The 14,752-nt window shown below is 45.9% G+C and carries 10 protein-coding genes; 3 read left to right on the top strand and 7 right to left on the bottom strand.

Annotation, left to right across the window (positions count from 1 at the left end; all coding sequences use genetic code 11):
• Positions 1-116: 116 nt before the first annotated feature.
• The 3 genes from H3V14_RS01670 to H3V14_RS01660 all read right to left on the bottom strand — a co-directional run bounded on the left by H3V14_RS01670 (position 117) and on the right by H3V14_RS01660 (position 3,859).
• Positions 117-1,280, bottom strand: coding sequence for a M20 aminoacylase family protein (locus H3V14_RS01670; RefSeq protein ID WP_198226183.1), 1,164 nt, complete (start codon positions 1,278-1,280; stop codon positions 117-119).
• Positions 1,281-1,349: 69 nt separating this feature from the next.
• Positions 1,350-2,534, bottom strand: a complete 1,185-nt coding sequence (locus H3V14_RS01665; RefSeq protein ID WP_198226182.1) for a M20 aminoacylase family protein — start codon at positions 2,532-2,534, stop codon at positions 1,350-1,352.
• A 20-nt stretch (positions 2,535-2,554) separates the two neighbouring features.
• Positions 2,555-3,859, bottom strand: a complete 1,305-nt coding sequence (locus tag H3V14_RS01660; RefSeq protein ID WP_198214304.1) for an MFS transporter — start codon at positions 3,857-3,859, stop codon at positions 2,555-2,557.
• Between the two features lie 172 nt (positions 3,860-4,031).
• Between H3V14_RS01660 and dapE the strand changes: the two genes are divergently transcribed.
• Positions 4,032-5,207 (top strand): succinyl-diaminopimelate desuccinylase, encoded by a 1,176-nt coding sequence (gene dapE, locus H3V14_RS01655; RefSeq protein ID WP_198226181.1) that lies wholly within the window; start codon positions 4,032-4,034, stop codon positions 5,205-5,207.
• Between the two features lie 235 nt (positions 5,208-5,442).
• Here dapE and dnaJ read toward each other — a convergent pair whose 3' ends face one another.
• Both dnaJ and dnaK read right to left on the bottom strand, forming a co-directional pair.
• Complete coding sequence (dnaJ, locus tag H3V14_RS01650) at positions 5,443-6,603, bottom strand: molecular chaperone DnaJ (RefSeq protein ID WP_198226180.1); 1,161 nt, start codon at positions 6,601-6,603, stop codon at positions 5,443-5,445.
• Positions 6,604-6,805: 202 nt separating this feature from the next.
• Positions 6,806-8,728 (bottom strand): molecular chaperone DnaK, encoded by a 1,923-nt coding sequence (dnaK, locus tag H3V14_RS01645; protein ID WP_075869551.1) that lies wholly within the window; start codon positions 8,726-8,728, stop codon positions 6,806-6,808.
• A 547-nt stretch (positions 8,729-9,275) separates the two neighbouring features.
• On the opposite strand from dnaK, the gene H3V14_RS01640 reads away from it, so the two are divergent.
• A complete protein-coding gene (locus H3V14_RS01640; protein WP_198221628.1) occupies positions 9,276-9,581 on the top strand; it encodes a hypothetical protein in 306 nt (101 codons plus the stop codon).
• 485 nt (positions 9,582-10,066) lie between these two features.
• Here H3V14_RS01640 and H3V14_RS01635 read toward each other — a convergent pair whose 3' ends face one another.
• Positions 10,067-10,915, bottom strand: coding sequence for an LOG family protein (locus H3V14_RS01635; protein WP_075913725.1), 849 nt, complete (start codon positions 10,913-10,915; stop codon positions 10,067-10,069).
• A 98-nt stretch (positions 10,916-11,013) separates the two neighbouring features.
• Here H3V14_RS01635 and dapD point away from each other — a divergent pair, with 98 nt between their 5' ends.
• Complete coding sequence (dapD, locus tag H3V14_RS01630; RefSeq protein WP_198226179.1) at positions 11,014-11,862, top strand: 2,3,4,5-tetrahydropyridine-2,6-dicarboxylate N-succinyltransferase; 849 nt, start codon at positions 11,014-11,016, stop codon at positions 11,860-11,862.
• A gap of 925 nt (positions 11,863-12,787) precedes the next feature.
• On the opposite strand, the gene lepA is transcribed toward dapD, so the two are convergent.
• A complete protein-coding gene (gene lepA / locus H3V14_RS01625) occupies positions 12,788-14,593 on the bottom strand; it encodes a translation elongation factor 4 (protein ID WP_198226178.1) in 1,806 nt (601 codons plus the stop codon).
• Between the last annotated feature and the right edge of the window lie 159 nt (positions 14,594-14,752).

Below are 14,752 nucleotides of genomic sequence, written 5' to 3'. Positions count from 1 at the left end.
CGGCTTTTTTTAAACAGACGGGTAAATAATGTTGATAAGCTGGTTTTTGCCGCTGGATGCAATGAATAATCATTGAATATCCGGCCGGAGAAAAGGCAACTTAAGATCTAAATTCTTCAAGCTTTGGCAAGATATTTCTCAACCAGTGCACCCCAGAGACTTGCACCGACAGCAATGCCTTCATCATTGAAATTGTAATGTGGCGTATGCAGACCCGAGCTATCACCATTACCCATAATAATGTATGCGCCCGGTACTTTTTGCAGCATATAGGAAAAATCCTCGCTCGGGGTCAACGGCTCGGCATTCTCGACAACGTTTTCGTCGCCGACAACGTCTCTTGCAACGCCTAAAGCAAAGTCGATTGCATCCGCATCATTTACTGTAACGGGATAACCACGCTCGTAATTGATAATGGCTTCTGCGCCATAGCTTTCAGCCTGTGATTTGGCGATTTTACAAATCCGTTCCTGTAGAAGGTCACGAACTTTTGCCGAGAAACAACGGATCGTCAGATCCATCTTCACTTCATCAGGAATAATATTGGAAACGCTGCCGCCCTGAATCTTGCCAACCGTAACAAGTGCAGCCTCAAGCGGGGGAACATTACGGGAAACAACTGTCTGCAAGGCCATAACGATAGAAGAGGCTGCAACAATCGGATCAATTGTGGTTTCCGGCCGTGCACCATGACCACCTTTACCGTGCACTGTAATATAAGCGGTATCGACTGAAGCCATCATCGGCCCCTTGGTAAAGCGCAATGTTCCGGCAGGAAAGCCCGGCCAATTATGAAGCCCATAAATACGGTCACAGGGAAATTTTTCAAACAGACCGTCTTCAATCATGGCTTTACCGCCACCATAATTTTCTTCAGCCGGCTGGAAAATAACGCGAACTGTGCCATCAAAATTCTTTGTCTCGGCGAGATAACGGGCAGCTGTCAGCAGGGTTGTTGTGTGTCCGTCATGTCCGCAGGCGTGCATGACACCTTCGTTCTTACTGGAATATTCAAGATTTGTTTCTTCCGAAATCGGCAACGCATCCATATCAGCACGGATACCGATGATTTTTTTGCCGTTTCCGACCTTCAATGTTCCTACAATACCGGTTTTTCCGATTCCGCGAGTGACTTCGAAACCCCACTTTTTCAAAAGTGCGGCGACTTTATCACCCGTCTGATGTTCGTGATAGCCAAGCTCCGGATTCTGATGGATCGAATGGCGTAATTCGATCATTTCATTGATCGTTTTATTAATATGTTCGCGAATATGATTCATTATCTTTTCTTTCTAGCACGCGTTTTCTGAATGAGCCTTGTGCAAATTTTCGTCCGGCTCAAGTCGGAATTAACGCAAATATGTTTCCACCAACTTGACCCAATAACAACCACCCAACGGGATCAAATCGTCGTTAAAATTATAATTCGGACTATGAAGGGACGCACTTTCACCATTGCCGATCAAAAGATAGGATCCGCGCTTTGCCTGAAGCATAAAGGCGAAATCCTCGCTGACAGATGGAGGTGTCAATTGCGCATCAACCTTTTCTTTTCCGAAAGTATTACGCGCAACGCCGACGGCAAAATCGGTTTCTTTCTTGTGATTGAAAAGCATCGGGTAAAGCCGATGATAATTTACCTCTGCCGTGGCGCCGAAGCTTTCTGCCTGGGATTTTACCAGTTTTTCTATGCGGTTTTCCAGCAAATCGCGCACATCCGCGCTGAAGCAGCGTACGGTGAGCTCCATCTCGGCTGTATCCGGAATGACATTATTGGCAAAGCCGGCATGAAAACTTCCCACTGTTATGATAGCAGCTTCAAGCGGTGGCACATTACGTGAAACAATTGTTTGCAATGCTGTAACAATGGCAGCACCTGCTGCAATCGGGTCAATAGCCTTTTGTGGAACAGCTCCATGCCCCCCCTTGCCAATAACGCGGATTGATACATTGTCGCTTGCAGGCATAAACGGGCCACTATTAACCGCAATTTTTCCTGCAGGAAGATCCGGCCAATTGTGCATTGCATAAACAGCATCACATGGAAATTTTTCAAACAGACCATCGTCGATCATGGCCTGCGCACCGGCAAATCCTTCTTCCGCAGGTTGAAAAATCACATTGACAGTGCCGTTGAAATTTTTAGTCTCTGCGAGATATCTCGCAGCCGTCAACAACATGGTTGTGTGCCCGTCATGGCCACAAGCGTGCATTTTTCCTTCGTTTGTGCTCGAATATTCAAGATTAGTCAGTTCATGGATGGGAAGAGCATCAAAATCAGCCCGCAAGCCAATCGAGTTTTTACCATTTCCTACCTTCAACCGTCCGACAACACCGGTTTTTCCGATGCCGGTTTGAACTTCATAACCCCATTTTCTTAGAAGCTTTGCAACAATATCTGCCGTGCGGTGTTCCTCGTAAGCGAGCTCCGGATGGGAATGAAGGTCGTGTCTCAAGGCCACCATTTCCGACAAATATTTGGAAATCGCACCGAAAAGCTTTTCGCTTTCCGGTGAAACTTTTTCACTCTTCATTATAAGTCTCCTGATAGCGCCTAGATATTATAACGCTTCTCGTCGAAGAGGGCCAATGCGATAGCTCCGATAACCAGAGAAGTCCCGAGATACCAGAACGGCGCCATGTTGTTGCTATTCGAATACTTCAACAGAAGTGTCACGATCATTTGCGCTGTGCCACCGAAGATCGAAACCGAAAAAGCGTAGATAACCGCAGTCGCTGTTGCACGGATTTTTTGCTCGAACGCCTCCATAACCATCAAAACAGAAAATGTTAAAATGAGTCCGAGGCACCCGACCGCTATAGTGTGGAAAATAAGAAATATGCCGATATGCGAAACAAAGCGGAAAGCAAAATATGACGAAATGAACGCGACCGCGATAATGATAATGCCGCCAACTTTGCGTCGTTCGAGCTTGTCACACAAGAAACCGGAAGCAAAAGTGGTTATCAGCACAATAACGCTTGCGTAACTTGATATCAAAAACGCGGTAGAACTGTTGATGTCGGTTACCGTTTTCAGATAATTCGGCATATAGAAAACCAGAATATACATCAAAGCGGTGACGGGAAGGATGAAGAAAATCCCTAAAATTGTCTGTTTTCCGTGCTGCGTTATCAGCTCTTTAAACGGGTGGGTTGTTTTGTTTTCGACAACCGGTGCTTTGAATGTTTCACAAATATGCGCTCGGATATAAAGGCCGACCGGTATAATAACCAATGCAAAGATGAATGGAACACGCCAGCCCCAGCTGTGCATTTGTTCGGGTGTTAGAAAGCCCATCAAACCTGCTGCAAAGAGCGAACCGGTCAAAGAACTCAACCCCTGTCCGAAAAACTGCCAGCTCACAAAAAATCCGCGTTGGTTACGATCGGCTGATTCCATCAACAATGTTGTGGCGGCACCGATTTCTCCACCTGCCGAAAAGCCTTGCAACAAACGACCGAGAACAATGAGGATAGGTGCTACAACTCCGATTGATGTATAAGGCGGAGCAAATCCGATGATAGCGCTGCCACATGCCATGAGAATAATCGTAAGCAACATGGCCGCTTTGCGCCCGTGCCGGTCAGCATAAGACCCGATCACAATCGAACCGAGTGGACGCATCACAAAACCGACACCAAAAACCGAAACCGAAATTAACAGCGAGATAAGTGGATCACCCGAGTTGAAGAAAACATTGCCGATAATTGCAGCAAAGAAACTGTAAACGGTAAAATCGAAAATCTCGAGAAAGTTTCCGATACCTGCTGCAACAATCAATTTTGTTTTGTTGCCAACAGGATTTAGGGCAATATCGCCCCCGCCATTATCAGGCGTATCGATTAATCCGGCCATAACTGCTATCCCTTGATTTTTCCCCTACTGAATGTTTTTTATTCGCCCAAAGAAATTCGGGCATGTAATTTCTTTAGCATCCTATTGAAAATATTAACAATATATTTTCTTAATTATTATCATATCGGTTAATAACTATTGCCGATAAGTTTTCAAACAAAGGACAATCGCTGTGCTGTCACTCAAAGATCCGGTCGCTTTAACGCAGGCACTCATCAGATGTGCATCGGTAACACCACAAGAAAACGGAGTTCTTGAAACCGTCCAATTGTGGCTCGAAGCTATGGGATTTACTGTAGAAAGACCGGTTTTCACAGATAAAGACACACCTGATGTTGAAAACCTTTATGCCAGAATCGGCAAAGGAGGGAAAAACCTTGCTTTTGCCGGACATACTGATGTTGTACCGACAGGCGAACCCCGATTATGGCGTCACCCGCCATTTTCCGGCATCATTGAAGAGGGTAAAGTTTTCGGACGGGGCGCTGTGGATATGAAAGGCGGGGTTGCAAGCTTTATCGCAGCACTCGCACGCTATCTCGAAAGCAATAAACTTGAAGACAGTATCAGCCTTATTATCACCAATGATGAGGAAGGTCCGGGAATCAACGGCACAATCAAACTTCTGAACTGGGCAAAAACAAAAGGTGAAAAATGGGATGCGGCAATTGTCGGTGAACCGACGAATCCCGACCGTTTGGGCGATATGATAAAAATTGGGCGACGTGGTTCACTTTCCGGTATCATTACCGTCGTTGGGCATCAAGGCCATGTTGCCTACCCTGAACGAGCAGCCAATCCACTCGATCTTGTTGTAAAATTATGCGAAGCGCTTAAAAATCCGGTTATAGACACGGGAAGCGAAAATTTCGAACCGAGCAATCTCGAAATAACAACCATTGACACGGGAAATCCGGCGAGCAACGTCATTCCGCAACAAACTATTATCCGCTTCAATGTGCGTTACAACGATAATTGGACCGCCGAAACCTTGAAACAGGAAATAAAAAAGCGGCTTAACTCGGTAAAAATTGAAAAAACAGGAAAATTTGTTCCGACATTCAAAATCGATTGGGTTATAAGCCCCGGTGGCGTTTTCTTAACAAAGAATGATGAGCTCGTCGGGTGCTTGAGCAAAGCGATCAAATCGGTTACCGGACGCACGCCTGAATTATCAACCTCCGGCGGCACATCGGATGCCCGTTTTATAAAAGATTATTGTCCCGTCGTTGAATTCGGGCTCGTAGGAAAAACCATGCATATGGTCGATGAATGTGTAGCAACCGATGATCTTGAAGGACTGACAAAAATTTACGAAATTTTCTTGAAAGCGTTTTTCCAATCCTGAAAAATTAGCCAAATTTCCGGATAAACGACAGACAAAACAGACACCGGTTGAAAAACCGCTTTTCAAAGTAGCTTCCTGCTTTTCAAAATTGCGTTGAAATTAGCGAGCTTGGCTTCTTACATACATGTCCTTTCGGCTCGTTTAAAATGGTCGATCGCTTGAAGAGCCTTCCAACCGAACAATAATGCCCTTTAACAGCTCTCAAGACGACACAAGTCGAGCCGACCTTACCAATCTAGCTTTTCGGTGTGGTATTATTGTTGCCAATACCTTCAAAGAACTCTTTCATACGGGCAAAAAATCCATGTGACTGCGGCGAGTTTTCATCAACCGAAAGTTTTTCGAATTCTTCGAGAAGTTCACGTTGCCTTTTGCTCAGCTTTTGTGGCGTTTCGATTGCAACCTGAATATAAAGATCGCCCGTTGCCTGTTGGCGCAAAACAGGCATTCCTTTACCCTTCAGCCGGAACTGACGTCCATTTTGCGTGCCTTCCGGCACTTTGACGCGTGTTTTCATTCCATCAAGGGTCGAAACTTCAAAATCTCCGCCAAGAGCAGCAGTTGTCATCGAAATAGGAACACGACAATATAGATCGGCACCATCGCGCTGGAAGAATTCATGCGGTTTGATAGATAGGAAAATATAAAGATCGCCAGCCGGTCCACCATGACTTCCCGCATCACCTTCTCCTGCCAGACGGATGCGTGTGCCATCTTCAATGCCGGCGGGAATATTGACCGTCAATGTGCGCTCTTCTTCAATGCGTCCCTGCCCATGACATTTCGGGCACGGATCCTTGATGGTTTCGCCGCGCCCCTGACATGTCGGGCAGGTTCTTTCAATCGAGAAGAACCCTTGGGCACTGCGAACTCTTCCGGTTCCGCCACAGGTTGCACAGGGTTGCGGTTTCGAGCCTTTCTTGGCACCGGTTCCCGAACAAAGATCACAGGTGATCGAACCCGGCACCCTGATTTGCGCAGTTTTACCATGGTAAGCCTCTTCCAGAGTGACTTCCATATTGTAACTCAAATCGGCACCGCGCTCTCGTCCGTCAGCACGCTTGCGCCGTGCGCCACCCATCATTTCTCCGAAAAAATCCTCGAAAATATCGGAAAAACCGCCCGCAGCAAAACCACCGCGTCCGAATGGATTTCCACCACCGGCACCGCCATTTTCAAAAGCAGCATGACCAAAACGATCATAAGCCGCACGCTTTTGCGGATCCTTTAAAACTTCATAGGCTTCGCCTATTTCTTTGAATTTTTGTTCCGCCTCTTTATCACCGGGGTTTCTGTCTGGATGATATCGCATGGCAAGTTTCCGAAATGCAGATTTGAGCGTTTTTTCATCGCATTCTCGTGAAACGCCCAATGTTTCATAATAATCAACTTTCATCGCTTATTCCTGCAGTTCCTCTGCCATTTATTGACGAGACGACATTTGCTATATTCAAAATTCGCTCGAACGATTGTCGTCGGTTTTAAAAAACCGTTGTCATTTTGGCTTTTATTACGAGCATATTGGCTGTTTTATAACAAAGCCCGCCCTTTTGATAAAAGGTCGGGCTTTTTTCAATTTTACAAGGACATAAGATCAATTATTTCTTGTTCTTCTTATCGTTGTCGTCGACTTCTTCAAAATCGGCATCAACAACATCGTCGTCCTTATGCTCTTCTTTTGCAGCATCATGGGCTGCATCGGCTTCAGCTTGCGCCTTTGAAGCGGCATACATCGCTTCACCAAGTTTCATGCTGACTTCAGACAATTTCTTGGTTTTTTCAGGAAGACTATCAACATCATCCGACTCGATAGCTTTCTTGACATCCGCGATTGCAGCTTCAATTGCCGACTTGTCTTCAGCCGAGACTTTATCACCATAATCGGCAAGCGATTTCTCGGTCGTATGAACCAACGCTTCCGCCTGATTCTTCGCCTCGACACCTTCACGCCGCTTCTTGTCATCGGCTGCATGGGCTTCAGCATCCTTGACCATCTTGTCGATATCGGCATCACTCAAGCCGCCAGAAGCCTGAATGCGGATCTGGTGTTCTTTACCAGTGCCTTTATCTTTTGCCGAAACACTGACAATGCCGTTGGCGTCAATATCGAATGTAACTTCGATCTGCGGAACGCCACGTGGTGCCGGCGGAATGCCTACAAGGTCAAACTGGGCAAGCAACTTGTTATCAGCTGCCATCTCGCGTTCACCCTGGAAGACACGAATCGTCACAGCATTCTGATTATCTTCGGCAGTCGAGAAGGTCTGCGATTTCTTGGTCGGAATCGTTGTATTGCGTTCGATCAGGCGTGTGAAGACACCGCCCAATGTCTCGATACCCAAAGAAAGCGGTGTAACATCAAGCAACAGAACGTCCTTGACATCACCCTGCAAAACACCGCCCTGAATGGCAGCACCCATTGCAACAACTTCATCCGGGTTAACGCCTTTATGCGGATCCTTGCCAAAGAACGTTTTCACAATTTCCTGAATCTTCGGCATACGGGTCATACCGCCAACGAGCACGACTTCGTCAATATCGCCAGCGCTCAAACCGGCATCCTTTAATGCAGCCTTACACGGATTAATCGTCCGTTGAACCAGATCATCAACCAATGACTCGAATTTTGCGCGGGTCAATTTCATGGTCAAGTGTTTAGGACCAGTTGCATCAGCAGTGATGAACGGCAAGTTGATTTCCGTTTGCTGCGAAGATGAAAGCTCGATCTTGGCTTTTTCAGAAGCTTCTTTCAAACGTTGCAAAGCAAGTTTGTCTTTTCTCAGATCAATGCCGTTTTCTTTTTCGAATTCTTCGGCAAGATAAGTGACAAGACGCATATCAAAGTCTTCACCGCCAAGGAATGTATCACCATTGGTCGATTTAACTTCAAAAACGCCATCGCCGATTTCGAGAACAGAAATATCGAACGTACCACCGCCCAAGTCATAAACGGCAATTGTTTTACCGTCTTTCTTGTCAAGGCCATAAGCCAAAGCAGCTGCCGTAGGCTCGTTAATGATACGCAAAACATCAAGACCGGCAATTTTACCGGCATCTTTGGTTGCCTGACGCTGGGCATCATTAAAATAGGCAGGAACTGTAATAACTGCCTGCTCGACTTTTTCGCCCAAATAGGATTCTGCCGTTTCCTTCATTTTCTGCAAAACCATTGCAGAAACCTGGGAAGGTGAATATTTTTTGCCTTCTACTTCAACCCAGGCGTCACCATTTTCCCCTTTTACAATTTTATAAGGAACAAGCTCTTTGTCCTTGGTAACCATCGGGTCGTCGAAACGACGGCCAATCAAACGCTTGACCGCAAAAATAGTGCCTTCAGGATTGGTTACAGCCTGACGTTTAGCCGGCTGTCCAACAAGACGCTCGCCACCCTCTGCAAACGCTACAATAGAAGGTGTTGTGCGAGCACCTTCCGAATTTTCAATAACTTTTGCGTTTTTGCCGTCCATGACAGCCACGCAAGAGTTTGTCGTACCTAAGTCAATACCGATTACTTTTGCCATATATCTACTCTCCATCCAGCAAGCTGTCGGGACCTCTACCGAGCATTCCCCAGACAGCTCCTTATCATATGAAAAGCTCGTAATGGCCACTCAAAAATCGGCAACCATAACGAACCTCGTTGACGCGTATATAAGGGCACCCCAATAGACGTGCAAGAGATGTTGGCAAGATTCATATGATAAAGCGTTTTTTTGATATTTTTTGATGGCTTCGGAGCTTTTTTGGCAGCCAAACTGCGAGATTATCCGTCTTTTATGTCACTTGAAGGTCATTTTTAACAGACAAAGCTTGTCTGGTATAAAACCGGCTCTAAAATTCCGACTAAATTCAAACGTATATGTGTGTAAAAAACGAAGTACGACATTTGCAAATAAAACCCGATTATGTTTCTATACGAGTGTTACAAAGTAAATGCGCTCGTATAGCTTTGTAACTTGAATAAAGCACTGTCAGGGCCATTTCTTTATTGATAATTTAACGATAAGAGTAGAACCAAAGCGGTGTGATGACATGAAGCATCAACGCTTCAAAACAGGAGAAATGAAAATGAAAAAGATTCTTGCAGTCTCTTTGGCTGGCCTTTTGGCAGCAGGATCGATGGTATTGGCAGCTGAAGCCCGCAATGGCTCAGGTGACGGTTCGGTTGAAGATAGCTATGTAGAAGGCCAAAAGGAAAAGGCGCCGGAAGCTGACGTTCATCATGATCGTGGTGGCAACGCCGGTCGCCACTTTGGTGACGGTTCACGTGAAGACAGCTACGTACCGGGTGAAAAGAAAGATACACCTATGGACAAAACTGTCATTCAGGACGATGAAAAAGGTGAATCCGACGACGGCACACCGAGAAAATAATCTGGTTTTATGTTTTAAAGCGAGGCGGGCTTTGACCCGCCTTTTTTATTTTAAATGCGTTACGAATTTTCAATTTTTAAACCGTTCTTCCGGCTAAAAAAACTTCCTTCAACGCAAAGAAATAATCTTTCTCATTTTCTTTTTTCGGTTAAAAATTAAAAGACATGAAATCCGAAACAGCTTTTCCTGACCAAGAGGCTTGAGGAAAACGGTGATTGCCGTGACCGGTTTGCAGCTTATGAAGAATAATCAAACCGCTGATGCCCGAACTTTCAAACTAAGAAGTAAGAAAACTCGGAACCGAACGCCCTCCAATTTCAAAAGAAATTTCCCGCATCTTTTCCCGAAAACAGAAGTAACAAAATCTATTCGCGCATTTTAAAAGCTAAACTATCCCGACGACAATTTTCTTCTACACCGACCGAAAAGCACCAAGGAAAAAATTGCTTTCAGGATGATGAATCAGACTTTCGGATTTTTATAGCTTACTGTTTATCCAGCTCATAAAATTCGCGAATAATCGCCCAACCTTCTTCGGCACTTTCAACATAATTGACGAGTTTCGCATCATCAGGTGAAATCGTCCCTTGTTCGGCAAGATAATCAAGATTGAGAACATTTCTCCAGAATTCACGGCCGAACATCAATATCGGCACACGTTTCATACGACCTGTCTGGATGAGTGTGAGAGATTCGAAAAATTCATCCAACGTACCAAAGCCGCCGGGAAATATTGCGATAACCTTTGCGCGCATAAGAAAATGCATCTTGCGCATCGCAAAATAATGGAAATCAAAACAAAGATTGGGCGTCACATAAGGATTAGGCGCCTGTTCATGAGGCAATACGATATTAAGCCCGATACTGGGAGCACCGACATCGGCTGCACCGCGGTTACCCGCTTCCATTACGCCCGGACCACCACCAGTTATAATGACAAATTCATGATGGTTGGAAGAAGCAGAATATTGCGAACAAAGTCGGGCAAATTTGCGTGCTTCGTCATAATAACGGGAGGCTTGTTCAAGATTTTTCTTCTGTTTCGAATTTTTTGCCGCACGCGCTTCTTTACCCGGTTCGGGAATACGGGCACCACCAAATAGAACGACAGTCGATTTGATGCCATGCTCGACAAAACTGAATTCGGGCTTCATCAGTTCCAGACCGATTCGTACCGCACGTAACTCGCGCCGCATCATGAAATCTTCATCTACATAGGCAAGGCGATAGGCAGGTGAACGCGTTTGGGCGGTATCGGGAACTTCATGAACTTTGCGGGCATCCTCTTTCGAGTGCGGAAAAGGTGTCCAACCGTTTTTTTCGCCATTAGCCATTCAGGATCTTCCTTTTCATTGACCACAATTGTTTCTTGCATTAGGCCGGAGAGAATAAATGCTGATGCTTTCGACTTACTTAACGGAGACCTAATGCCATGACCAATCTGTCCCAACTGGAATCCATCATTGAAAAGGCGTTTGATGAACGCGATAAAGTGAATATTTTGACACAAGGGGAAATACGCGAGGGAGTTGACCACGTGCTCGACCTTCTCGACAAGGGAGAACTACGTGTCGCCGAACGTGAAACCAATGGCAATTGGAAAGTTCACCAATGGTTAAAAAAGGCTGTGCTTTTGTCGTTCCGGCTTAATGCTATGGGACTTATTTCCGGTGGACCCGATCAATCGAACTGGTGGGACAAAGTACCATCCAAATTCGACGGCTGGAACGCGGATAATTTCGAGAAAGCAGGCTTTCGTGCGGTACCGAATGCGATTGTGCGCCGTTCGGCCTATATTGCACCAAGTGTTGTTTTGATGCCCTCATTCGTCAATATCGGTGCTTATGTCGGTGAAGGCACAATGGTCGATACATGGGCGACTGTCGGCTCATGTGCACAGGTTGGTAAACACGTTCACCTTTCTGGCGGCGCAGGCATCGGCGGTGTGCTTGAACCGTTACAGGCCGGCCCGACAATTATCGAGGATAATTGCTTTATCGGCGCACGTTCCGAAGTCGTGGAAGGATGCATTGTCCGCGAAGGGGCTGTGCTTGGCATGGGTGTTTTTATCGGCAAATCAACAAAAATTGTCGACCGCGCAACCGGCGAAATTTCCTATGGCGAAGTACCACCTTATTCGGTTGTTGTTGCAGGAACCATGCCCGGAAAACCTTTTCCGAATGGCGAACCCGGTCCTAATCTTTATTGCGCAGTCATTGTCAAACGGGTTGACGAAAGGACGCGCTCAAAAACATCGGTCAACGAACTGTTGCGCGACTGAAAGCGACTAAAAGTGCTGCCAAGCAAGCTAAAGCCCCCGTCTTTTCAAATGCATTGATAATGCCAAACCGAGAAAGGACGGGGAGAACCGATATCCGGCAAAATTCAACAAATTCATGACCATTCGGGCACCGCTATTGCCCGAATGCACAATCCATCTCAATCAATAATTGTCCGAAACAATAATTAAATGCAAAAACAGGTGAAGAGCCGGCTCGCGTCCTCACCCGTTTTTACATTGAAAGAGTGCAGCAGAGTATGCGGGGGTGTAACTCTGCTGCGCCGGGTCATGGTCATAAGAAAGACCAAAACCCAACTGGTTATCAGCCCCTTAAGGTCTGAAAAATCAAAACCTTGTGTGAAATTTTATATGGCAAACTATTAATCGGCTTATTACCGGCCGTCAACTCCCAAAAGTGGATAATTATGTGAAATATTTTTAATCCGGCACTTTATGATTGAAACGGTCGATGCGACACAAAACAGAGATTGCATAGTTCGACATCCGGTCAAAATTGAAAAGCCGAAAACCAAGAAAATTGAAAATCAAATCAATGATTTTTCAAAATACGAATCAACGTAGAATTGAATCGTCAGATCGTAAACGCACCTCTATCACCGCGTTTAAAAGATAAGATACATCAAACGCACGACTGATGGCAATTTCAAAAACGGGAACTTTAAAACCCTCATTCCGGCTAATCTTATCACTTGCAGATGGACGTGAAAATGAAGGTTTAGCGAGGAATCTTATTCCTGTTGATTGCAGCAACAAAAACGCCAATTACAAGAAGTTATAAGCTACTTTTCGATGTTTTCAGTGACCTTTGATTACGCGCATTTTCTATTTGTCTCACAAAGACCATATGGAATTCTTGTTGTTTTCACATACAACTTCCACATATGATCTTCGTGATACTGGGTGATCAATCGGTCATCTTCAAAGCCTGAATGAATGCTTCTTGAGGTATTTCCACCTTACCGAATTGGCGCATGCGCTTCTTGCCTTCTTTTTGTTTTTCAAGAAGTTTACGCTTACGGCTCACGTCGCCACCATAACATTTGGCCGTAACATCTTTACGCAATGCACGGATATTTTCACGCGCAATGATCTTGCCGCCAATAGCTGCCTGAATGGGAATCTGGAACATATGTTGAGGAATAAGTTCTTTCAATTTTTCGCACATTGAACGGCCGCGTTTCTCGGCTCCGGACCGGTGCACGAGAATAGAAAGTGCATCAACAGGTTCACCATTGACCAGAATACTCATTTTGACGAGATCACCTTCCCGATAATCGGTTACGTGATAATCGAAAGAGGCGTAGCCTTTGGAAATCGACTTCAAACGATCATAGAAATCGAATACGACCTCGTTGAGCGGCAGATCATAGGTGACCATCGCGCGTGTACCGACATAGGACAGGTCTACCTGAACCCCGCGACGATCCTGACAGAGTTTTAAAATTGAACCGAGATATTCATCCGGCGACATAATTGTGGCGCGTATCCACGGCTCTTCAATGGAAGCAATTTTAACAACATCAGGCATATCGGCCGGATTATGCAACTCTTTCACCGACCCGTCGGTCATATTGATGCGATAGACGACAGAAGGAGCTGTGGCAATAAGATCGAGGTTAAACTCGCGTTCAAGCCGTTCTTCAATAATTTCGAGGTGCAAAAGCCCTAAAAAACCGCAGCGGAAACCGAAGCCAAGAGCAGCGGAAGTTTCCATTTCATAAGAAAAACTGGCATCATTCAAACGAAGCTTGCCCATTGCCGCACGAAGATCGGCAAAATCATCCGCATCAACCGGAAAGAGCCCGCAGAAAACCACCGGTTGCGCGGGCTTGAACCCCGGCAAAGCATGGTCGCACGGACGATGATCTTCCGTAATTGTATCGCCGACGCGGGTATCCGCCACTTCCTTGATAGAAGCGGTAATGAAGCCTAATTCACCCGGCCCCAAGTCTTCAATCGTCGCCATTTTAGGAGTGAAAACACCCACCCGCTCGACCGGATATTTTGCGCCGGTGCCCATCATGCGGATTGTCTGGCCTTTTTTCAAAACCCCGTCGATCACGCGCACAAGAACAATCACACCGAGATAGGCATCATACCAGCTATCAACCAGCATTGCTTTGAGCGGCTTGTTGAGATCACCTTCACGGGGGGCTGGCAGTTTATGGACAATAGCCTCGAGAACCTTGTCGACACCCATGCCGGTTTTTGCGGAAATCTCTATTGCATCGCTTGCATCAATGCCGATCACTTCCTCAATTTGTTCTTTGACACGTTCAGGCTCGGCCGCAGGCAGATCAACCTTGTTGAGAACAACAACGATTTCGTGATTGTTGTCGATTGCCTGATAGACATTGGCCAGAGTTTGCGCTTCCACACCTTGCGAAGCGTCGACGACAAGAAGTGACCCTTCACAGGCAGCAAGAGAACGCGAAACCTCATAGGCAAAGTCGACATGGCCCGGTGTGTCGATCAGATTCAAAATGTAGGTTTCACCATTTTTTGCCTTATAATGAAGCCGCACCGTTTGTGCTTTGATGGTGATGCCGCGTTCGCGCTCGATATCCATCGAATCGAGCACTTGCTCTTTCATTTCCCGCTGGGCAAGACCACCCGTCATCTGGATGAGCCGGTCAGCCAGAGTTGATTTTCCGTGGTCAATATGGGCCACGATGGAGAAATTCCGAATATGGTCGCGATTTACTGTCATGAAAAGCGATTTAGCAAGGAACGCAAAGAAACGCAAAGCCGAAATGAATGTTGGATAGCAAGTTTGCAGAAATCTTCTTCATTCCACAGACGAGCGCATAAACATTGCCCGATTTTTACCTGAAATTCCGATTATTTTTTTCGTTTTGAGAAAACGTCT

The sequence above is a fragment of the Bartonella sp. W8151 genome (genome assembly GCF_016100385.1).
Taxonomy (GTDB): domain Bacteria; phylum Pseudomonadota; class Alphaproteobacteria; order Rhizobiales; family Rhizobiaceae; genus Bartonella; species Bartonella apis.
The sequence above is the reverse complement of the archived record's forward strand: the minus strand, read 5'-3'. Positions and strand labels throughout refer to the sequence as shown.

What these genes read in the sequence shown, in the direction of transcription:
- H3V14_RS01670 (WP_198226183.1), bottom strand. Translation starts at nt 1,280, where the DNA reads ATGAATCATATTCGCGAACATATTAATAAAACGATCAATGAAATGATC.
- H3V14_RS01665 (WP_198226182.1), bottom strand. Translation starts at nt 2,534, where the DNA reads ATGAAGAGTGAAAAAGTTTCACCGGAAAGCGAAAAGCTTTTCGGTGCG.
- H3V14_RS01660 (WP_198214304.1), bottom strand. Translation starts at nt 3,859, where the DNA reads ATGGCCGGATTAATCGATACGCCTGATAATGGCGGGGGCGATATTGCC.
- dnaJ (WP_198226180.1), bottom strand. Translation starts at nt 6,603, where the DNA reads ATGAAAGTTGATTATTATGAAACATTGGGCGTTTCACGAGAATGCGAT.
- dnaK (WP_075869551.1), bottom strand. Translation starts at nt 8,728, where the DNA reads ATGGCAAAAGTAATCGGTATTGACTTAGGTACGACAAACTCTTGCGTG.
- H3V14_RS01640 (WP_198221628.1), top strand. Translation starts at nt 9,276, where the DNA reads ATGAAAAAGATTCTTGCAGTCTCTTTGGCTGGCCTTTTGGCAGCAGGA.
- H3V14_RS01635 (WP_075913725.1), bottom strand. Translation starts at nt 10,915, where the DNA reads ATGGCTAATGGCGAAAAAAACGGTTGGACACCTTTTCCGCACTCGAAA.
- dapD (WP_198226179.1), top strand. Translation starts at nt 11,014, where the DNA reads ATGACCAATCTGTCCCAACTGGAATCCATCATTGAAAAGGCGTTTGAT.
- lepA (WP_198226178.1), bottom strand. Translation starts at nt 14,593, where the DNA reads ATGACAGTAAATCGCGACCATATTCGGAATTTCTCCATCGTGGCCCAT.